At 54.9% G+C, this 20,185-nt stretch carries 18 protein-coding genes; 7 read left to right on the top strand and 11 right to left on the bottom strand.

Going from position 1 to position 20,185, the window contains the following annotated elements; all coding sequences use genetic code 11:
- Window positions 1–415: 415 nt before the first annotated feature.
- Complete coding sequence (locus B2R48_RS04410) at window positions 416–604, top strand: hypothetical protein (RefSeq protein ID WP_062955867.1); 189 nt, start codon at window positions 416–418, stop codon at window positions 602–604.
- Between the two features lie 69 nt (window positions 605–673).
- Here B2R48_RS04410 and B2R48_RS04405 read toward each other — a convergent pair whose 3' ends face one another.
- The 5 genes from B2R48_RS04405 to B2R48_RS04385 form a co-directional block, all read right to left on the bottom strand.
- On the bottom strand, window positions 674–2,752 hold the full coding sequence (locus B2R48_RS04405) for a putative bifunctional diguanylate cyclase/phosphodiesterase (RefSeq protein ID WP_296998271.1): 2,079 nt from the start codon (window positions 2,750–2,752) through the stop codon (window positions 674–676).
- 124 nt (window positions 2,753–2,876) lie between these two features.
- Window positions 2,877–3,716, bottom strand: coding sequence for a tRNA glutamyl-Q(34) synthetase GluQRS (gene gluQRS / locus B2R48_RS04400; protein ID WP_296998269.1), 840 nt, complete (start codon window positions 3,714–3,716; stop codon window positions 2,877–2,879).
- A 19-nt stretch (window positions 3,717–3,735) separates the two neighbouring features.
- On the bottom strand, window positions 3,736–5,661 hold the full coding sequence (gene cobT / locus B2R48_RS04395) for a cobaltochelatase subunit CobT (protein ID WP_213474129.1): 1,926 nt from the start codon (window positions 5,659–5,661) through the stop codon (window positions 3,736–3,738).
- 51 nt (window positions 5,662–5,712) lie between these two features.
- Window positions 5,713–6,720: a cobaltochelatase subunit CobS gene (cobS, locus tag B2R48_RS04390; protein ID WP_213474130.1), complete on the bottom strand. Its 1,008-nt coding sequence runs from the start codon at window positions 6,718–6,720 to the stop codon at window positions 5,713–5,715.
- Between the two features lie 200 nt (window positions 6,721–6,920).
- Complete coding sequence (locus B2R48_RS04385; RefSeq protein ID WP_213474131.1) at window positions 6,921–7,571, bottom strand: DnaJ domain-containing protein; 651 nt, start codon at window positions 7,569–7,571, stop codon at window positions 6,921–6,923.
- A 160-nt stretch (window positions 7,572–7,731) separates the two neighbouring features.
- Between B2R48_RS04385 and B2R48_RS04380 the strand changes: the two genes are divergently transcribed.
- Window positions 7,732–8,016 carry a BolA family protein gene (locus tag B2R48_RS04380; RefSeq protein ID WP_213474132.1) on the top strand — a complete coding sequence of 95 codons (285 nt, stop codon included), beginning with the start codon at window positions 7,732–7,734 and terminating at the stop codon, window positions 8,014–8,016.
- Window positions 8,017–8,047: 31 nt separating this feature from the next.
- Here B2R48_RS04380 and B2R48_RS04375 read toward each other — a convergent pair whose 3' ends face one another.
- From B2R48_RS04375 to B2R48_RS04350, 6 genes are all read right to left on the bottom strand, one after another.
- A complete protein-coding gene (locus B2R48_RS04375) occupies window positions 8,048–9,319 on the bottom strand; it encodes a transporter substrate-binding domain-containing protein (protein ID WP_296998254.1) in 1,272 nt (423 codons plus the stop codon).
- Window positions 9,320–9,477: 158 nt separating this feature from the next.
- On the bottom strand, window positions 9,478–10,047 hold the full coding sequence (locus B2R48_RS04370; protein WP_296998251.1) for a DUF2889 domain-containing protein: 570 nt from the start codon (window positions 10,045–10,047) through the stop codon (window positions 9,478–9,480).
- Window positions 10,048–10,214: 167 nt separating this feature from the next.
- Entirely contained in the window at window positions 10,215–10,664 is a 450-nt protein-coding gene (locus tag B2R48_RS04365) for a CBS domain-containing protein (protein WP_296998249.1), read from the bottom strand.
- A gap of 253 nt (window positions 10,665–10,917) precedes the next feature.
- Window positions 10,918–12,192 carry an HlyC/CorC family transporter gene (locus tag B2R48_RS04360; RefSeq protein WP_062955877.1) on the bottom strand — a complete coding sequence of 425 codons (1,275 nt, stop codon included), beginning with the start codon at window positions 12,190–12,192 and terminating at the stop codon, window positions 10,918–10,920.
- A 133-nt stretch (window positions 12,193–12,325) separates the two neighbouring features.
- Window positions 12,326–13,441, bottom strand: coding sequence for a 3-dehydroquinate synthase (gene aroB, locus B2R48_RS04355; protein ID WP_296998246.1), 1,116 nt, complete (start codon window positions 13,439–13,441; stop codon window positions 12,326–12,328).
- Window positions 13,442–13,445: 4 nt separating this feature from the next.
- Window positions 13,446–14,057, bottom strand: a complete 612-nt coding sequence (locus tag B2R48_RS04350; RefSeq protein WP_296998243.1) for a shikimate kinase — start codon at window positions 14,055–14,057, stop codon at window positions 13,446–13,448.
- Between the two features lie 387 nt (window positions 14,058–14,444).
- Between B2R48_RS04350 and B2R48_RS04345 the strand changes: the two genes are divergently transcribed.
- From B2R48_RS04345 to B2R48_RS04325, 5 genes are all read left to right on the top strand, one after another.
- Complete coding sequence (locus tag B2R48_RS04345) at window positions 14,445–14,582, top strand: hypothetical protein (RefSeq protein WP_165374927.1); 138 nt, start codon at window positions 14,445–14,447, stop codon at window positions 14,580–14,582.
- Between the two features lies 1 nt (window position 14,583).
- Complete coding sequence (locus B2R48_RS04340; RefSeq protein WP_296998240.1) at window positions 14,584–16,650, top strand: antifreeze glycopeptide; 2,067 nt, start codon at window positions 14,584–14,586, stop codon at window positions 16,648–16,650.
- A 42-nt stretch (window positions 16,651–16,692) separates the two neighbouring features.
- A complete protein-coding gene (gene xerD, locus B2R48_RS04335; RefSeq protein WP_296998237.1) occupies window positions 16,693–17,643 on the top strand; it encodes a site-specific tyrosine recombinase XerD in 951 nt (316 codons plus the stop codon).
- A gap of 217 nt (window positions 17,644–17,860) precedes the next feature.
- A complete protein-coding gene (locus tag B2R48_RS04330; protein WP_296998235.1) occupies window positions 17,861–19,702 on the top strand; it encodes an EAL domain-containing protein in 1,842 nt (613 codons plus the stop codon).
- 128 nt (window positions 19,703–19,830) lie between these two features.
- Complete coding sequence (locus tag B2R48_RS04325) at window positions 19,831–20,184, top strand: hypothetical protein (RefSeq protein ID WP_296998230.1); 354 nt, start codon at window positions 19,831–19,833, stop codon at window positions 20,182–20,184.
- Window position 20,185: the final 1 nt, after the last annotated feature.

Below are 20,185 nucleotides of genomic sequence, written 5' to 3'. Positions count from 1 at the left end.
TGAACATGCAGGCCCGCGCTTGGAGCCGGGTTATTACCGCCTCTGACCAATGCCGTCAAGCCTTCATCAAGCGAAAACCGCGACAAAAACGCTTATCAGAGCTGTTTTGGCGATAATCCGTGGTTTGGGTCGCATTTTACCCAACTCAACCGCACGGAATCTGCCCCCTGCCAAACCGGGGCGACAGTAACAAGGTGCTCAATTGCTGGCAATTGCATCATTTTGATCGAACTCCTGCGCACCGATTCTCCGACATTATTATGACTGTATATAATGTCAGTACCCGTCTTTATCGGTTCAGGCGGCTTGGTTCCAATCTGATCCCTTTATTGACACGGATCAAAACGCAGGCGCGTACAGCATGGTAAGTTCGACACCATGAGTTAAGAAATCCGTTTCGGGAGCATGACGGGACATGAAAACAGATAGCAAAGTTTCTCTGCCGCTTTTGGGCATTCTGCTGGTCGCTGTAATTGGCTTGGCGCTGTATCTTGCCGGGTACGTGCTGGCCGCGCTGGGCGTTCCTGTCGCATCCTTCTGGATTTACGTGGCCCTCGCACTTGTGCCGGTCAGCTTCCTTGTCTTGATTGATTTTAGTCGCTGATTCTGCCCCCCGTAGAACAGCACCTGTAACGGTCTGCCATTTGTCGTGGTGGGCCGTTCTTTTTTTTAATTATGACTGGCGATCACCCTGTTTGATCAGGTCGGTCTGCCAGTGGATATCACGACATGGCATTTCGCCCGGACGGGCAAAGAAATATCCCTGACAGGCATCGACCCCCATCGCCATGAGTTCGGCGCGCTGATAGCTGGTTTCGATCCCCTCGGCGATGACCTTTAGACCGAAACGATGCGCAATCAGGATCGCGGCCTCGATCACCACACGGGCATTTTCATCCATGGCAAGAATGAAAGACTTGTCGATCTTGACTGCATCTACATGAATTTCATGCAGGCGCGACAGGGAAGAGTACCCGGTTCCGAAATCATCGATAAAGATTTCAATGCCCATGGCGTGGAGCTGATCAAGCACGGTGGCGATCTGTGTCGTCTGGCGTTTTTCGAAAATTGACTCTGTGACTTCAAGCGCAAGTCGCTCCGCAGGCAAGCCCGTTTCTTTTAGAATGCGCGACACCATATCGGCAAAATTCGGCATCACGATCTGGCGTATCGACACGTTAATCGCGATTTTCGTGGTCGCAGGGATTTCAGGATGATCCTGAAGAGCCTGACAGGCTTGGCGCATGCACCATTGCCCGATATCAACGATCAGCGCGCTTTCCTCGGCAATCGGGATAAATTCATCAGGCGACACCGGACCAAGGGTCTCGCTGTTCCACCGCAAGAGCGCCTCATATGCGGTAATTTCGCCCGTGACGGCATCAATGACCGGCTGATACTGGATATTGAACTCGTCAGCGCTCATGGCGCGACGCAGTGCCTGTGTCACACTTAGGCGGCGTTCCTGTTCGGTCAGCAGCATTTTGTCATAGTTGTGCACACTGCCCCGTCCTGACCGCTTGACCTCTGCTGCGGCAAGGTCGGCCCAATGGATCAGTTCCGCTATCGACGGGTTGCGACCAGACGAAAAGGCAACGCCAGTGCTAAAACCGACATGAAGCGTATGACCAACAATATTGATCGGCTGACTGACAGCCTGCTGCGCCAGCTCGACGGTGTCCTCGACCAGAGGATGAAGCTCATGATGGGGGGCTGCCAAAACGATAAGAAACTCGTCCCCGCCCCACCGGCCCAGTGCGTGCTGTTGACCAACACATTCACCAAGCCGCATGCTGACAGCACGCAGGACTTCGTCCCCGATCGCGTGGCTCAGGCCATCATTGATTTGCTTGAAGCGATCCAGATCTATGAACAGCACCGCGTAATCAAGCAATGCGTCTGATCTTTTTCTGTTTTCAAACCACGCGACAATCCCATCGCGATTATAGATCCCCGTCAGGGCATCATGTTCGACCAGATCGCGCAGTTCCTCTGTGCGCTGCTCGACACGCGCCTCAAGCGTTGCATTCCAGTCTTCGGTAACGCGGTTCTTCTGCTTAAGGTCCTCGATCAGTTCCTGATTCTGGTGTTTCAGCACGAAGGATTTGAAAAGGACCGCGTGGTTATTGCGATGGGTCACCAGCATCACAAGCAGGAACACCAGCACCAGAGCAGCGAGGATGTAACTCGCATCCTCCATTACCATCAAGATCACTGCAGGCGGCAACAGCAACGCACAGAGATAAAGTCGCCCGACCAGAAACACCGGGGCGAGAATGCCGGTCGCACCACCAGCCATACCAGCGATGATGATCATGGTCAGGAACTGGCTTTCGCCACGTACGGTGGGAATTACGGTCAGTCCGACGACAGACCACAAAAGGCCTGTGAAAATTACGCCCGCCTGATAGCGAAACCGCCATTTCCGTAACAATGCATCCGATAATTCAGTGAAATTTTCACGGACCAGCCAATACAGATAGCCGCCCCAGAGGCGAAAGCCGCATACAACTGTCACGACCAGCAACCAGATTACCGTGCCCCGGGAAAGATCACCCCGTAACCAGAACATCACAACCAGACTGGCACTTGCGGCCAGATTGACCAGAACGTTCGCCCAATTGTTGCGATATGCCAAATCAAGCAAGTCGCGCCGAACCTTGCCAGTCAATTCTTCGTCGGCATGCAGTCCTATGCCCGGGTCGAGAACGCGTTTACCGATCCTCCTGACCAAGCCAGCGTTGTTTTCCATCTGGTCTTGCGCCTCTGACATCGTCGTACGATTAGAATATCCTATACGTAGGTACTAACACACGACAATGGGAATATGACAAAACTGCTATACTAGGCCGGGAAATCCCACAAGATAACTGCGATCAGAATTGACCCGCGCGTTTGATAACGTCCGCCGGGGATAGCCCCTCTTCACGCATTGATCGCAGCGTCTTGGACTTGTCGCGCTTTGCAAAGCGTTTGCCATCCAGGCCTGTCAGAAGCCCGTGGTGATGATATTCCGGGACGGCATAGCCCAGCAATTCCTGCAATAGCCGGTGCAGATGGCTGGCAAAGAACAGGTCTTCGCCGCGCGTGACCAGTGTAATGCCCTGAAGGTCATCATCACAGGTGACCGAGATATGATAGCTGGTTGGTGTATCCTTGCGCGCCAGAACCACATCACCAAAAATTTCCGGGGTGGCAATCTGTTTACCCGCGGCGCGGTCATACCATGTCAGCTCCTTGCCCACCCGTTTGGTCGCAGCCCCCATATCAAGGCGGAGAGCATAGCTTTCACCTGCCGCAATGCGTTCCTGGCGTTGCGTTGGCGAACACTGCCGACAGGTCCCGGGATACAGCGCACCATCGGGCCCATGCGGCGCATTGCCAATGCGCGCGATTTCGGCCTGAATGTCCTTGCGGGTGCAAAAGCACGGATAGAGCAATTCCATGTCTGACAAGCGATCAAGCACCGCCTGATAATCAGCAAAGTGATCGGATTGCACCCGAACCGGCGTTTCCCATTCAAGGCCAAGCCAGGCAAGGTCTTCGTAAATCGCATCAAGATATTCCGGACGACACCGGGTCTGGTCGATATCTTCGATCCGCAAAAGAAAACGGCCATCCGGCCCCGCCTGCCCCGCAGAAAACAGGGCAGAGGCCGCATGGCCGAGATGAAGATATCCGGTCGGGCTTGGTGCAAAGCGGGTGATGATACTCATCCTCAATCCACCTTTGCCCTTACCAGCGGTCGCGATCGCCTGTGGCGTGATCACGGGCCTGCGCATTGTCGGCAGGCACATGGCGCATCGGACGTTTCGGCTGACGTGCGCCTTGTTCGTCAAACAGATCGGACAATTCGCGCAGCATGGTACCGCCGAGCTCTTCCGGATCGTTGATCGTCACCGCACGACGGTAATAGCGCGTCACGTCATGGCCGATACCGATGGCCAGAAGTTCGACCGGCGATCTGGTTTCGATCCATTCGATCACTTCGCGCAAATGGCGTTCCAGATAGTTTCCGGAATTGACCGAAAGGGTCGAATCATCGACGGGCGCGCCATCGGAAATCACCATCATGATCCGGCGTTGTTCCGTGCGACCCAAAAGACGTTCATGCGCCCAAAGCAGCGCTTCGCCGTCGATATTTTCCTTAAGCAGCCCTTCGCGCAGCATCAGACCAAGGTTCTTGCGTGCCCGGCGCCATGGCGTGTCGGCAGCCTTGTAGATGATGTGACGCAGATCGTTCAGACGACCGGGTTTTGGCGGCTTGCCGGCCTCGACCCAGCTTTCGCGCGACTGGCCACCTTTCCACTGACGGGTGGTGAAACCAAGAATTTCGACCTTCACCCCACAACGTTCCAGCGTGCGCGCCAGGATATCCGCCGAAAGGGCCGCAATCGTGATCGGACGCCCGCGCATGGAGCCGGAGTTATCTATCAGAAGCGTCACCACAGTATCGCGGAAATCGGTATCCTGTTCCTGCTTGAACGACAGCGAGGTTGACGGGGTTGAGACGATGCGGGCCAGTTTTGCGGCATCTAGAATGCCTTCTTCAAGGTCGAAGTCCCAGCCACGGTTCTGCTGGGCCATCAGGCGGCGTTGCAGGCGGTTGGCCAGTTTGGAAACCACGTTCTGAAGGTTTGCCAGCTGCTTATCAAGCATCGCGCGCAGGCGCGACAGTTCAAGGTTTTCACACAGATCATCTGCGGTGACGACCTCGTCATATTCGCGCGTGAATGGCTCATAGCCGCGCTCGACCGGTTCGTTACGACCGTCAAATTCCGGTTGTTCGCCGGGGCCCGCAGGCTTTTCTTCCTGCGACATGGCTTCAAGTTGCTGGTCATCGATGTCGCCCTCGCCAGCCTCGGCTTCTTCGGAACCGGCATCTTGCTGATCATCACCACCATCAGGTTCGGAATCATCATTCTGGCCCTGCTGGCCGCCCTGACTTTCCATATCTTCCTGATCGGGATCGTTTTCGCCTTCTTTTTGCTCGTCATCCTCGCCTTCCTGTTCGGGCGGGGCATCGTCGAGGTCATCTTCAAGCGACAGGTGATCAAGCAGTTTGCGCATGCCGCGTGCAAATGCGTCCTGATCGTCGACCATGTCGCGCAGATCAGTCAGGTCAGCACCAGCATTTTCTTCGATATGCGCACGCCACTGATCAATCAGCGGACCTGCAGATTCCGGGGCCTTTTCACCGGTAAAGATTTCACGCGCCAACATCCCGATCGCATCAGCGAACGGGGCATCGTCGCGCGATGTCACACGGTGATAGTTCTTGGCATGGCAATCCTGTTCGGCATGTTCGCGCAGGTTCTTGCGCACACCGGGGAAATAACGCGATCCCACGGCTTCAACGCGTGCGGTTTCAAGCGCATCATAAACTGCCTGTGCCTCGGCCGTTTCGGGCATGCGCTTGGCGTGCAGGGCGGCATCATGATGGCGCATCTTAAGCGCCCAGCCATCGGCTACACCGCGCAGATCGGCGACCTCATCCTTTGGCATGGCCTGTTTGGGCATCGGCAAACGCACATGTTCACCGTACCCGCCCGGACGCCCGCCTTTGACAAAGCCGACTTCCAGATCATTGCGCCCGGCAAGCGCACGAAACGTCGCTGCCGTACCGCGCAAGAAGCCGGAAAGAGCCTCATCATTCTTCATTGCACTACTCGCTTGTGGAACCAGTTCGCCAATCTGCTTGAGTGTCACGCCTTAGCGGACCATCACATTGATGGCTTCCTCGGGCAGCTCTTCACCAAAGCAACGCTGGTAATATTCCGCCAGAATCGGACGTTCGACTTCATCGCAACGGTTCAGGAACGTTACGCGGAAGGCATAGGAAACGTCGCCAAAAATCTTGGCGTTTTCGGCAAGCGTAATCACGGTACGCGGGCTCATGACGGTCGAAATATCACCGGCCACAAAACCCTGACGGGTCAGGTTGGCAAGGGCAACCATTGCCTCGATCTTCTGGCGGCCTTCGGCGTCATCGAACGCGGGAACCTTGGCGGCGATGATGTTGGTTTCATCCTCGACCGACAGATAGTTCAGCGTTGCAATGATCGACCAGCGGTCCATCTGGGCCTGGTTGATCTGCTGGGTACCGTGGTAAAGGCCCGTGGTATCGCCAAGACCAACCGTGTTGGACGTTGCAAACAGGCGGAAATGCGAGTGCGGATGGATCACCTTGTTCTGATCAAGCAAGGTCAGCTTGCCATCGACCTCAAGCACGCGCTGGATCACGAACATCACATCCGGACGACCGGCATCATATTCGTCAAACACCATCGCGACCGGGCGTTTAAGCGCCCAGGGCAGGATGCCTTCACGGAATTCAGTGATCTGTTTGCCATCACGCAGGACAATCGCGTCCTTGCCGATCAGGTCAATACGACTGATGTGGCTATCAAGGTTCACACGTACGCACGGCCAGTTGAGGCGCGCTGCCACCTGTTCGATATGGGTCGATTTACCGGTGCCATGATAACCCTGGATCATCACGCGGCGGTTATGGGCAAAGCCCGCCAGGATCGCCAACGTGGTATCGCGGTCAAAGCGATAGGTCGGGTCTATTGCCGGCACATGTTCGCTGCCCTGACTAAAGGCCGGGACTTCCATATCAACGTCAATTCCGAACGTTTCCCGCACGGAAAGGGTGGTATCGGGTGTATCAAGCGGGTGTTCAGCCGCTGCACCGCTCGCTTCGTAACCTTGGCTCATAAGTACTCGCGCATTTTTCGGACCGGCGCTGGTGGCGCGGTCGTTTCATTAAACTTGCTCATTAATAGCGGTTATGACGCATCACACAAAGGGAAGATGCGCAAAAAATCTCTATTATCGCAAAAGGTTTGCTCGATAAGACATTCCCGGTACGCAAACTGCAACCAGATAGACCGGTTTTCATCGAAATTCGCAGAAAATTACAGTGTTACCCGCGCTTCCAGGTCGCGAATATACCGTGTCAGCGATGTATAGGCCGCACTGATGCGTTTGAAGCGTTCCTCGGCAGCCTTGTCCCCGCCATTGGCATCCGGGTGATACTTCTTTGAAAGGGCCTTGTATTTGGCTTTCAGCTCGTCACGGGTGAACGGCCAGCCAAGATCAAGGGTGGCCATGGCCTGTTGCTGCTCGGCGGGCATGCCCAGGGCACCGGCGCGACGCTGGGCATCTTCGCTTTTGCGCTTGCGTTCGGCCCTGGCCTTTTCTTCGGCACCGGGTCCATGGTGGGTTTGGTCACCGTCTTCGTTAAAGAAGCCGAACCCGTCCTTGAATTTGAAATTGAACGGTTTTTTCGAACCCCGGATATGACCGAACTGCCATGTCGGACGTTGCCAGTGGGTATCACGACGCACGTCGTTTTCGATGTCCTCGGCCTTCATGCCGGCATAATAGTTCCACGACTTGTTGTATTCGCGGACATGCTCCAGACAGAACTTGTAATAGTCGCGCAACTTGCGATCCTTGGGCGCACGAAATTCCCCATGCCCGTCACATTCCGGCCAGTCACATGATGGCAGAACGGGTTCGTCATGGTAGAGCGTCTTGCGCTTGTTGCGGTGTCCTCGGTTCATTTGCGTCTATATGTTCTGAAAGTTCGCGACGCGCAATATCATAAGGGCGCTTTAAATGCGATAAAAGGCTTGAAAAACGGCCATCGCATGACAGAACTTGTCCGCACGCATCAGTTTCGCAGTGATCTGCGAACATCACCAGACAACAGAGGCCCTTACAATGCAGGTCGCCAATCAGATCCGAGACATCCTGACCGAACAATTCGCGCCGGTCGAACTTCAGATCAATGATGATTCGTCCAAACATGCCGGTCATGCAGGGGCCGACCCGCGTGGCGAGTCCCATTTTTCCGTGCTCGTGGTATCTGAGAAATTCGAAGGCGAGAACCGCGTCAATCGCCAGCGGATGGTTTATAGCGCGCTTGACGCGCTGTTAAAGGATCGCGTTCACGCGCTGGCCTTGAAAACCATGACACCGGATGAATACAAAAAGCTGGCGGGCTGATCGACCAAACTTCGCAGCCCCCGACAAACGTTCAGCTGTCGGGGCGAAGTGCGGCGGAAACGTTCAGCCCGACCGTGAGCGCCGCCATCGTCCGCCCCGTGTCCGGATCGACCACCGGCACGGTGATTTGCGACAGGAATGTGCGGGTTGAGGCATCATACCAGATATCAGCAATCAGGGCCTGATCTCTATTGATGCTTTCGATCATCTGGAACTGGGCTTCGTCGCTCTGATCAAAGTCGGATGTCAGTCGGCTCATACCGATGATCTGACCGTGCACGTCAAAGACAAAGGCCTCTGCCACCTGATTGCCCACGCTTGACTGAAAACGACGCAGATGTTCCGACAGGTCATTGCGAAGAATCTCGGCTGCGGTGTCGCTTGACTGTCCGCTTCGCGCAAGTGCCTTCCATTCGGCATCGATCAGGTGTTTCTGATCTTCTTTTGGCTGCTCGGCCCCGGCAAGCTGGTCCTGTACGTGGGCCACAAGTTCTGGTGAACTTGCGAACTGACGAACGGTGGGCAGTTGCGTCTGTTCGATGGCATCGCGTTCCCAAGGCTCAAGACGCATCGGGCGGGTTTCACAAAACTCAAGCACTGCATTCAGCTTATCAAGGATATCAGGAAAAGCCGCGACATAGCTGTTGGAGAAGTAAACCACCAACGGTGCATAGCGCTCGAACTGCACCATGAATTTATCTGCCCCCATCCCAAGTTCATTGCGGGCGATTTCAAAACTGTTCTTGTCAACAAGGGCATATTCAACACGGCCGGCCGCGACCTGACCGACAAGCGACGCGATCGAGGGAACCCGCATCACATCCGTATAGCCCTGCTCGGTCAGCCATTCGGCCTCGTTCGAGCCAAGAATGGCACCGACAGTCGTAAAATCGCCGGGCTTGGGACGCCGACTGACCCGCGGGTCATCGGATTTAATTGCCGATGAGACCCACATCCATTTCTCAAGCGCCAGCGGATTTGTCGCCACCGCATATTCGTCCATGGTTTCGCTTATGCGCGCCAGAAAGAACCCGTCCGCCCGGCCATTCCGAACCATTTCACGATTACGTTGGCGTGGAGCAATGGCAAAGCCATAGCCGACATCGATCCGCTCGAACACACAGTTCAGGACCGACACGGAATATCCGCTCAGCATTCCGTTTTGCAGTTCCTGATAAGGCGGATGCAGGTTTGTCTGCAAGATCAGGAAACCGTCCTGCGCATCATTGTCCGACGCCTGTGCCGTTGCGGTATTGGCGATGCCAACCGTCACAAACAAACAGACGACTACCGTTGCGACCATGCACAACAGATTACGTTGAACCCTGATTTCGTTATGGTTTTTGCAGTTTCCATCCCGGCGCAACATGGTCACAAATACCTGACAAAGACACGTTACGAATGAGATTGATATTGTACTGCAGGCGTGCACTTACAAGGCGCAGCTTTAGGGACCCCGGCCTAATCATCACCGGTATAGAAGTCCGGAGCGATGCGTTTCACGGCCGCCCCATCACTGCGCCAACCATGGCATGTATTGATCAACGGATTGCGCCGAGGCGGCTTGTCGTCAGCCGCGTCAGGTGCTTCAAGGGATTCCCTGGCAAGAATTGGGAAAACTGTCTGAAAGGCCGTGGTCGCAACCGGCCCCATTAATTCATTAAGGTGTGTGCAGCCATGCACGCCACCAACCCTGTCACGGATTTGTTTGCGCAACCCCGGTCCCAACTTCAAACCAACCAGCTTGTCGTAATTTGGCGTGATTGCATCACATGCATTAAACGGGGCGTAATCCGTTACCGCTTCGACCGCGCGGATAACAAGATCATCGCCAATGGTCACACGTATCCACATACCGTGCACCGGCTCACCCGCGGGAATTTCCCCCCGGTCATCATTGGAAAACGCGTATGTTTTGACGTCGGTGATATGACCTTCGATATCCCACAGGCCATCTTTGCGGCGGAACCCCTGACAGGTCACCGTGCGGGTATGGATATGGTCACGTTCGGTGGGGCTGGACAATGGCATGGGAACTATCTCCTTTACGTAAACGTAAAGACGTTCACGTGGGAACTGTCAAGCAACAAAAGTGCTCGACCATCCTTGCGACAGCCAAATTTCCACCCACACCGAAAGGCCCGGGGGAAGAATCCCCGCAGGCTGATATCAGGCTGTTCTGCTGAGAACCGGGGTGTTTATGCTACCCCGTAGTCAGAGCCGAAGATGAACTTTTCACGTTCACGCACGTCTTCTTCAAGCTGACGTTTGACCACGTTAAACAGGTCACGGATCGACACCATACCGACAACCTTGTCACCATCGAGGACCGGCAGGTGGCGATATCGCCGGGCACTCATCAGATCAAGCGCACTCATAGCCAAGTCATCCGGGCTAAGCGTATCCGGGTTTGCCGTCATGACCTTTGACAGCGGCACTGACGCCGCATCAAGCCCCTTGGCGACCACTCTGTTAACAAGGTCGCGTTCGGTAAAAATTCCCGCCAGTCTGGCATCATTGTCAACGATGATGACCGCACCGATTTTGCGTTCCGACATCATATTGACGGCGTCCATCACGGAATCGGCGGGATTGAGTGTCGCGATGGATTGTTCCTGGACCACACCCGGTACAATTTTCGTATCCATGCATCTCTCTCTGCAGGTTGCTGTTTGCACATGCCCAAACCCGATCAGATCATCTGGTTTCACACTGGCAGACGTCAGGTAATAGTGACGTCGTTGCATGGCACAGTGTGACGGGCCCTTATTTGCAAGTGGCCCTGCAATCCTTTGGGTCAAGACCTTGGAACAAGAGTTTAACCCATAAGTAGATAAAGCTGAAATTTTTTACGCGATAGTGGTTTTCCGGCATCGCACGTGCACCGAGGAAGGGCAGGTTTTATTCCTGCTCCTCGCCAAGCGGATCTGTGACGGCACGAAGCCGCACACGGGTGATCTGGTTGCGAATGCGCCGCAGCACTTCGAACTCAAACCCATGGAAGCGGAACTGCTGCCCGACGTCGGGAATACGCCGGGTTTCATATAGCAACAGACCAGCAACAGTTGCAGCTTCTTCATCCGGCAGGCGCCACCCGAAGCGACGGTTCAAATCGCGAATGGTGACATCACCGCGCACAATGACCGATCCGTCAGCCTGCGGCTGTACACCAACCACTTCGACGTCAGTTTCATCGGCAATGTCACCAACGATTTCTTCGAGAATATCCTCAAGCGACACAACACCTTCGAACGCGCCGTATTCATCCACGACAATGGCGAAGTGTTCGTGACGTTCCTTGAAGGCCTTGAGCTGATCGGCAAGGGTGGTTGAGTCCGGGATGAACCAGGGTTCGGCGCTCAGTTCCCGGACATCCGCGGCGGTGGACGGCTTCGCCCCACGCACAATTGCCTTGAGAACTTCACGTGCATGCAAAACGCCGACGATGTTGTCCGGGTCCTTTTCGTAAACCGGAATACGGGTATGCGGGCTTGCCAGAACGGTATCGAGGATTTCTTCCATCGGTCGGGAAATATCGATCATCTGCACCTTGCGACGGTGCACCATGATTTCCCACACACCAACATCTTCAAGATCGAGAACCCCATGCAACATGGTCCGTTCCGCATGGTGGTTACCAACCACCACGTCATCGGCATGCAGTTCAATCGCGCCACGCAATTCGCGTTCGCTATCAAGCCCGGGTCCCTCGCCACTGCCAAACAAGCGCAAGGTGGCCTGCACCAGGACCTGAATGGTCTGGGTGATCGGCGCAAACAGAACGACCAGCACGCTCATTGGGCGCGCCACACGCAGCGCCATGGTATCGGCATGCTGAAGCGCATAGGTTTTTGGCAGAATTTCCGAGAATATCAGAACAAGGGCGGTCATAACGGCGGTGGCATAGACCACACCGTTCTCGCCAAACAGTTCGATCATCACAGACGTTGCAAGCGCAGAGGCCAAGATATTGACCATGTTGTTGCCAAGCAGAATCGCGCCCAGCAGACGTTCCTGATACTGGCGCAGCCTGTTGACGATCCCGGCGCGCGGGTCACCATCCTGTTCCTTGTGATGCATGACCGGACGCGACGCAGCCGTCAGCGCGGTTTCCGAGCCAGAGAAGAATGCCGAAAGCATCAACAGCAAAAAAATCACGACAATCGTGATCGTCATTCAGGTCCGTCTCCAAACGGTGATTGCAACAGAGCAAGTTTGTTCTGTGTTCATCTATAAGGTCAAATGGCGTTAAACAAGTTAACAACAACACACTGGCGACATTCGACCGCGTCATGGGTCGAATGTTTGCTCAGCCCCGGCAAGACCGGGTGATCGCTGCGCGCATCTTCTCGACATCCATGGCCTTGGATGTAAATGCCTTGCCGATACCACGTGTCATAACAAAGGTGATCTCCCCGTCGCGGACTTTTTTATCGCGCGACATGTGACTGATCACCTTGTCGATATCCCAATGCATGCCCGTTACCTCGGACGCCGCCACCGGAAGCCCCACCGATTTCAGATGGGCAATAATCCGATCCTTCTCGCCCGCAGGTGCCATACCCATGGCACCGCAAACGTCATGGGCGATGACCATGCCCATGGCAACGGCTTCGCCATGCAAAAGCTTTTCGCCGTACCCGGTTTCGGCTTCAAGCGCATGCCCAAAGGTGTGACCAAGGTTCAGAAGCGCACGTTTGCCGCCCTCACGTTCGTCCTCGGAAACGATGCGGGCCTTGGCCGCGCAGCTTTTGATCACGGCCTGACGGCGCTCAGGCCCATCAGCCTCAAGAACCGCCTGCCCGTTTTCTTCGAGCCACGCAAAGAATTCAGGATCATCAATCAGCCCGTATTTTGCAACCTCGGCATAACCCGAGCGCAATTCACGCGCTGGCAACGTATCAAGAACCGAAGTGTCGGCCAGAACAAGACGCGGCTGATGAAACGCCCCGATCAGGTTTTTGCCAGACTTGGAATTGATTCCGGTCTTGCCGCCAACGGAACTGTCGACTTGCGACAGCAAGGTTGTCGGAATCTGGACGAAATCAAGCCCACGCAACAAAGACGCCGCGACATACCCGGCAAGATCACCAACAACCCCACCGCCCAATGCAATGATCAGGGTGGAACGTTCGATCCCCATCGCCAAAATCTGTTCAACGACGTTTTCAAACATCGCAAAGCTTTTGGATTTTTCGCCAGACGGTACGACGACTTCGCGATGGTTAATCCCCGCCCCGTCAAGGGATGCCAGAACGGTTGGCAGGTGATTGTCGGAAAGGGCCGCATCGCTGATCACAACAACCCCGGCCTTCTTGGCGAACGGGGCAATATATTTGGCGGTGTCGGCCAAAAGGTTGCTGCCAACCAGGATATCATAGCTGCGTGCGCCAAGTTCGACGCGAAGGGTGTCGTGATTGCTCACTCTGTCAGGTTCCTGTCTTGATCAATTGACCATCGTCATCAAAGGATTTGGCAAGCAGTTCGAGAACCGCATCACGGGTTGCTTCCTTTGAGGACTCATCACAGTCAAAAATAATGTCTGCCCCGGCATAGACCGGATAACGCGTATCAATCAGCTCGGCCAGAACCTGCTTTGGATCACCGTTATTGAGCAACGGACGATGCGTCCGGCCACTGGTGCGGTGCATCAGCAGATCAAGGTCGGCACGCAGCCAGACCGATACGGATTTTTCGAGAATGAGTTCGCGGGTACGTTCACGAATAAACGCACCACCGCCTGTGGCCAACACAATCTGTTCACCATCAAGCAAACGGGCAATTACACGTTCCTCGCCGTCGCGAAACGCCTCTTCGCCATACAGCTTGAAGATATCGGCGATCGAGCAGCCAGCGGCTTCTTCAATTTCGCGGTCGGCATCGACAAAATCCAGATCGAGTTCCTTGGAGACCATACGGCCGATGCAGCTTTTTCCTGCACCCATCAGTCCAATGAACACCAATGTCCGGCCTTTGAGGCCATCCCGAATTTTGGCGATCACGTCTTCGTGCAAACCCGACTCGGCAATGTTGCTGTCCATGTTCGGTTTGCAGTCCTGTGGTTCAATCATTGAGATACAAATTACCCAAATCTTTAGGCCAGCTTGCCCCCGAACGCAAGCAAACCGCACAGAAAACACGACAAAAATACTGCCCCAAATTGCCCCTTTCAGTCACTTTAGGCATGCCGATGCATCGTTTTGCCGAACCTTGTTCTGCGCGATGCCATTAACTCTCTGTGAGTAACAGGCACTTATACTGCCTTTAAGTTGCCGAATTGGAGTGCGACCACCCCAATGCGATCAAAGGTCGGAGATACGCGGACGGATCGTCAGATTGATTGGCGGTTCCTGTTGTTGCATCTTTGATTTTCGTCCGCATACTGGTATTCGCGTCCTTCGCTTAAACGCTTCGAAGTCTGGATCAAAATGAGAATTCTATCGCGCATCATCCTGTTGCTGGTTATCGCCGTGATTGCCGGCGGTGCTACGTTCCTTGTGACTTGGGACATCCCGGCCCCGACCGCCCAAATCGAAGAAACCATCCCGAATTCGAGGTTCAACTAATATGACATTGCGTTCCCGCCTGTTAATGCGAACCTGTTTACTGGCCATGATGACGGGAACGGGACTTGGTGCCGCGCCTGTATTCGCGCAGACATCGGCCCCTGTGCCGCTGTTTCTAAAACAGGAAGCCGAGCAGGACGCGGAACGTCAGTCTGAGCAGGACACGACCAATCCGGGAACGACAAGCGCCCCGCTATCTGGCGGTTTTGGCAGCACGAACTCCAACACACAGCAGACAGAAGCATTCCCGTCTGATCCAAATGCAGTCCAGTCGCTGTCACTTGGCGCTGTGGATGCCGAAGCGGTCGGTACGATTGATCGATCGCGCGGCGGCCTTGGTATCGATATGTGGAACGGCACAACACGCCGGTCTGCCGCAAAACTGATTTCCGAACTGCCCGCCACACCAGCGACCCACACCGCGCGCGATTTGCAGGAACGCATGCTGCTTTCGGCGGCTGCCCTGCCACAGGATTCGGCTGAAATCAGCCTGCTTGAAGCGCGCGTTGCCAAGCTGATTGAAATGGGCGCACTGGATGAAGCCATAGAACTTGTCCGCGCTGCGCCACAAGGGTCGCGTGGCTCGATGCTGGCACAGGCCGAAATTAACGCGCTGCTGATCGGCTCAGACCTTGATACCGCCTGCGACGCAATTGAAAGTTACGGCGCAAGTTACGAGGAACTTTTCTGGCTGAAGGCCGCAGCGATGTGTGCGTTCTATGCCAATGATCCGACCTCGGCGGCCTTTTCGGTCGACCTGGTGCGTGAAATGGGCGGCGAAGGCGATGAGACCTTCTTTGGTCTGGTATCAGCGATCCGAAGCGGAAACGCCGCCGATCCGGAACTGCTCAGCCAATTGCGCCCGCTGGATCTCGCTCTTCTGGCGATTGCCAAGCAATCAATCCCGACCAGCCAGCTTGAAACCGGTAATGCGGCGGCAATCATTGGTATCACCAACGCCGATGCAACAGCAACGGATGTTCGCCTTGAAGCCGCACGCAAGGCTGAAAAGCTTGGCCTGATCAGTGCGGAAAAATTGGCAGACGTTTATCAATCAGTGAATTTCGCGGCTGGCGCACTGGAAAGCGTTCTTGATGATGCCAGCGAAGGCATACAGGCCCGCCAATATGCCAAGCTTTATCAGGCAGCCGCGCAAAGTGACGTTCCGGCAGCGCGTGCCGAAATTCTGGCCGCCCTGTTTGAGGCCGCCGAGTTTGAAGGCGACTTCATGCAAGCTGCCCGCTTGTCTGCCCCTTTGCTTGCCGACATTCCGATCAATGGGGATTTTTCGTGGTTTGCGGTTTCTGCCCTTAAGGCATCCATTGCCGCAAACAGTTTCGAGCGCGCTGAAAACTGGCTTCTGGTTGCGCGCTCCTCGGCCAATGCATCGAATGATATTTCATCGCGCCTCAGCCTGCTTTATCCGGTTCTGGCGATTTCGGGCCTTGAAGAGACCGGCGCGATCAAACCGGTTGCCAATGCGGCAAACCAAAGCACACCACAGACATTTGGCAGCGACACGCAATCCGCCCCACAGCAGAACTTTGGCCTGGGTGGAGCTGTTGTTCCGGGCGCGCCAACATCAACTGGCGGCATGGCATCAGCAACCGTGATGCCCAATTCGGCCTCCCCCGAAGATGTTCAAAGCGCATCTGAACGGGCCGCTGCCCTTGCCCGTCATCGTGCGCGCATGATCGAGTGGCAGGAAATGCAGGCTGCACGCGGCGATCAGGCCGCGGCAAGACGTTACAGCGAACTGATATTCAACCTGTTTGAAGGCTTTGGCATCGAAGTGCCCGATAGTTTGTGGGATGGGCTTCTAACAGCCCCCTATGCCGAGGAACGCGTTACCACCAGCAGTGCGGTGTCCCATCATCTAACCGCCGCTGCCCGTGCGCAGCAAAAGGCAAAAACCGTCGCAATGACCATTCAGGCCCAGCAGATTGCTGCGGCGGACAATGCCGATCCCAAGGTTCTGAGCGATACCGTCACGTCGCTTGAGACCGTCGGGCTTGAGAGTGATGCGCGGCGTCTGGCAACAGAATTGCTGATATCATTCAATCACTGAGCCGCTGATCACCACGTCCTTTAATCACCGCTGGGACCGGCCATGGCCAAGGCAATGACAAGTTCGCTGATATCGGCCTTTCTGGAAATGATGGCGGCTGAACGCGGGGCCAGTGCCCACACGCTTGATGCCTATCGCCGGGATCTTGAAGACTACGCGTCCTCGCTGACGGCCGGGAAATCCGACCCGGTGGCTGCAAGTGATGCTGATGTTCGGCGCTATATGGCCGAACTGGGTTCTGCCGGACTTGCTCCCCGCACACAGGCGCGGCGTCTGTCGGCTTTGCGGCAGTTTCACAAGTTCCTTTATTCTGATGGCTATCGCAATGATGACCCGTCATCGAATATCGACAGCCCCCAGCAGGGACAGGCCCTGCCAAAGTTTCTGTCGATCGAGGAAATTGACCGCCTGATCATCGCAGCGACCAATCATCCGGGCATCAAGGGCAAACGCCTGCTGGCGATGGTGGAATTAATGTATGCCACCGGCATGCGTGTTTCCGAACTGGTTGAGTTGCCCTTTGCGGCGGCATCCCGCGATCCGCAGATGCTGATTGTCCGGGGCAAGGGTAGCAAGGAACGACTGGTACCGCTTTCCGATCCGGCGCGCGATGCCCTGCGCGATTACCTTGAAGTGCGCGACGCCTTCATTCCATCAGACAAATCGGCCGGCCATGCGGATCGGCCCGGGCAATCCTCATACCTTTTCCCGTCGCGCGGGAAAACCGGGCATCTGACCCGCCAAATGTTTCTGAAAATGATCAAGGATCTGGCTGTTGAAGCCGGAGTGCCGCCATCAAAGGTTTCGCCGCACGTTCTTCGTCATTCCTTTGCCAGCCACCTTCTGGCCAATGGTGCAGATTTGCGCAGCCTGCAAAAGATGCTGGGCCATTCCGATATTTCGACCACGCAGATTTACACCCATGTTCTCGAGTCTCGGCTTCGCGGACTGGTTCAGGAACATCATCCGCTTGCCGCACGTAAAAACAGCTAGGTCGATGCAGTATCGATTCTGTCGATTTGTCTAACCCCTATGTATAGGCACCCTGCCGTTTTTTGACAAAAAAGCGGACGTTTTCTGCGGATGTCATATATTCGTAACCCCGCTGTCATGAACTTGTTGTCATATCTGGTTTAACAGCATTACCGGAAACTCATGTCTTTTCTAACTTCCGGGAAATCAGGCCATTTTGAAGATCGGGGTACTGCATTTGACGTCTGATGCAGATGAACAATGGATAACCGAGCGACGCATGACCCATCCGGTCATGCTCCGTAACTGGCAGCAGGTCGTCGAAAAAGTCGACTTTGCGTTTCAACCAATCGTTAGCCCACATACCGGCCATGTTTTTGGTTATGAAGCACTTCTGCGCTGTTGGGAGGACGCCGGGTTTTCATCTATTCAGGCACTGTTTGATACCGCCTGGGACACCGGCAACCTGCACAGTGTCGATATGATGCTGCGCGCCAAGGCGATCGAGAAATTCGCACGCTTCCCGGATGCCAAACGTCTTAAGCTGTTTTACAATTTCGATAATCGCGTCGTTAAGACCGAAGATTACCAACCCGGTCAAACCGCCGCCCTCCTGAGCGAAGCCGGACTGGAACGCGATACCATCTTCCTTGAGATTTCCGAACGCCACGACATCAGCAATGCCGGGTATCTCAAAGACATTCTGGTGCGCTATCGCAGTCAGGGCTTCAAGATTGCCATTGACGATTACGGCAGCGGCTTTGCCCAATTGCGCGCGCTTTACGAATGCGAACCAGACATCATCAAGATCGACCGGTTCTTTATCGATGGCATCGACCGTGACCGTCGCAAGGAGTTGTTCGTAACCCAAATCACCGCCTTTGCCCATATGATCGCAGCACAAGTTGTCGCGGAGGGTGTCGAAACCCGCGAGGAGTTCCTGTGCTGCCGTCGTCTGGGCTGTGATCTGGTACAGGGCTTCTTTATCGCACGCCCCGGACGCGATATTCCCGAACAAACGGATATCGTTAAAGCGGCCGCAGACATCGCGGCCGACTCACGTCGTCAGTCTGATCACGATGATGATGTCGTCAGGTCCTATTTGCTGGAAACTCCGGCCCTGCCAAGTGATATCAACCCGGTCGATATTCTGACGTACTTTCAACAAAACCCGGACATTTCGCTGGTGCCGGTGGTTGGACCGGATGGCGAACCACTGGGTATCGTCCGGGATTCAGAATTCAAGGCGTTCATCTATACCCCGTTCGGGCGTGAACTTTTGCAGAACCCGGCCAACCGCGCCAACATCAAGCGTTTCTTGCGCCGCTGCCCGATTGCCGATATCCGCACCAGCCTGTCAGAACTGCTTGAAACCTTTGTTGCGACAGAAGCCCTTGATGGCGTGATCCTGACAGAAAATGGTCAGTACCTTGGCGTTTTGGATCAAAGTGCGCTGTTGCGCGCAGTGAACGAACGCAACACGCTTAATGCCCGTGATGAAAACCCCCTGACCCGCTTGCCTGGCAACAGCGCGATTTACCGGTATGCCGCGCGCGCTTTGGCCGAACCCCGCAGACGCCGGTTTGCGGTCTATTTCGACTTCGACAACTTCAAGCCGTTTAACGACCGCTATGGTTTTCGTCAGGGTGATCGCGCGATCCTGCTTTTCAAGGATATTCTGGGCAAGGTTTTAAGTCAGAATGACTGGTTTGTCGGACATATCGGCGGTGATGATTTCTTTGCCTATGTCCAGTCGATTGATTTTGAGGATGCAGTCGCTGCAGTGCGACGCGCACAGGCCATGTTCGATGCCCAGATCAAGAGTTTCTATGATCCGAAAACCCGTGAAACTGGTTATCTCACGGGCAAGGGGCGCGATGGCGAACCGGCACGATTTGACCTGATGAGTGTCAGCGCCGCTCTGATCCGCCTTCCTGCCGAACGCACCGATATTACCCTTGATCATATTTCGGTCGAAGCGGCGAAACTGAAGGCACTTGCAAAGACCAGCCCGGGCCGGTTTGCGACCGGAATCTATGATGCGAACAGCAACAATGCCAGCGCACCAAAACTGCTTTGATTTTGGTTTTCAAAGACTTGTAATTTTGTTATGTCACAGGTCAAATTAGGGCTTCAAATCGGACTCACTCTGAGTAATATTCCGACCAAATCAACAACACCAATCGGTTCGAGTGAGCAGTTCCGTCAATGGTAGATATCGCGCCTTTTTCTGATCTTCCGTCGTCCAATCCCGTCCGTCAGGCAAGCCCGATCGCCCAGCAACGCGGCGACGAACAACGGTTTGCCGAACAAAGCCGGATTATTGACGGGACACGTGCCACTGTCCTGACATCTGATCAGGAAATTGAACGCGCCGTTCAGTCCTATCAGCGCGACCGCAGTGAACAGAGACAGTTTCTAAAAGACGGCGAACAAAAGACGCAATCGGATCAGTATATCGAAAAGTTCGCGTCCCCGACCTATAACGCGTCGGGAAATTCATTAAATAACCTGACCGCCAGTTCCGGCGGTCGTGGTCAGTATTTCGACATTCTGACCTGAT

The organism is Thalassospira sp. UBA848 (assembly GCF_002295455.1).
Taxonomy (GTDB): Bacteria; Pseudomonadota; Alphaproteobacteria; order Rhodospirillales; family Thalassospiraceae; genus Thalassospira.
This window is presented reverse-complemented; position numbering and strand designations above follow the sequence as displayed.

What these genes read in the sequence shown, in the direction of transcription:
- B2R48_RS04365 (WP_296998249.1), bottom strand. Translation starts at nt 10,664, where the DNA reads ATGGATACGAAAATTGTACCGGGTGTGGTCCAGGAACAATCCATCGCG.
- B2R48_RS04325 (WP_296998230.1), top strand. Translation starts at nt 19,831, where the DNA reads ATGGTAGATATCGCGCCTTTTTCTGATCTTCCGTCGTCCAATCCCGTC.
- cobS (WP_213474130.1), bottom strand. Translation starts at nt 6,720, where the DNA reads ATGAGCCAAGGTTACGAAGCGAGCGGTGCAGCGGCTGAACACCCGCTT.
- B2R48_RS04350 (WP_296998243.1), bottom strand. Translation starts at nt 14,057, where the DNA reads ATGGACAGCAACATTGCCGAGTCGGGTTTGCACGAAGACGTGATCGCC.
- B2R48_RS04345 (WP_165374927.1), top strand. Translation starts at nt 14,445, where the DNA reads ATGAGAATTCTATCGCGCATCATCCTGTTGCTGGTTATCGCCGTGATT.
- gluQRS (WP_296998269.1), bottom strand. Translation starts at nt 3,716, where the DNA reads ATGAGTATCATCACCCGCTTTGCACCAAGCCCGACCGGATATCTTCAT.
- cobT (WP_213474129.1), bottom strand. Translation starts at nt 5,661, where the DNA reads ATGAAGAATGATGAGGCTCTTTCCGGCTTCTTGCGCGGTACGGCAGCG.
- B2R48_RS04375 (WP_296998254.1), bottom strand. Translation starts at nt 9,319, where the DNA reads ATGGTCGCAACGGTAGTCGTCTGTTTGTTTGTGACGGTTGGCATCGCC.
- B2R48_RS04340 (WP_296998240.1), top strand. Translation starts at nt 14,584, where the DNA reads ATGACATTGCGTTCCCGCCTGTTAATGCGAACCTGTTTACTGGCCATG.
- B2R48_RS04405 (WP_296998271.1), bottom strand. Translation starts at nt 2,752, where the DNA reads ATGGAAAACAACGCTGGCTTGGTCAGGAGGATCGGTAAACGCGTTCTC.
- B2R48_RS04370 (WP_296998251.1), bottom strand. Translation starts at nt 10,047, where the DNA reads ATGCCATTGTCCAGCCCCACCGAACGTGACCATATCCATACCCGCACG.
- B2R48_RS04410 (WP_062955867.1), top strand. Translation starts at nt 416, where the DNA reads ATGAAAACAGATAGCAAAGTTTCTCTGCCGCTTTTGGGCATTCTGCTG.
- xerD (WP_296998237.1), top strand. Translation starts at nt 16,693, where the DNA reads ATGGCCAAGGCAATGACAAGTTCGCTGATATCGGCCTTTCTGGAAATG.
- B2R48_RS04380 (WP_213474132.1), top strand. Translation starts at nt 7,732, where the DNA reads ATGCAGGTCGCCAATCAGATCCGAGACATCCTGACCGAACAATTCGCG.
- B2R48_RS04385 (WP_213474131.1), bottom strand. Translation starts at nt 7,571, where the DNA reads ATGAACCGAGGACACCGCAACAAGCGCAAGACGCTCTACCATGACGAA.
- B2R48_RS04360 (WP_062955877.1), bottom strand. Translation starts at nt 12,192, where the DNA reads ATGACGATCACGATTGTCGTGATTTTTTTGCTGTTGATGCTTTCGGCA.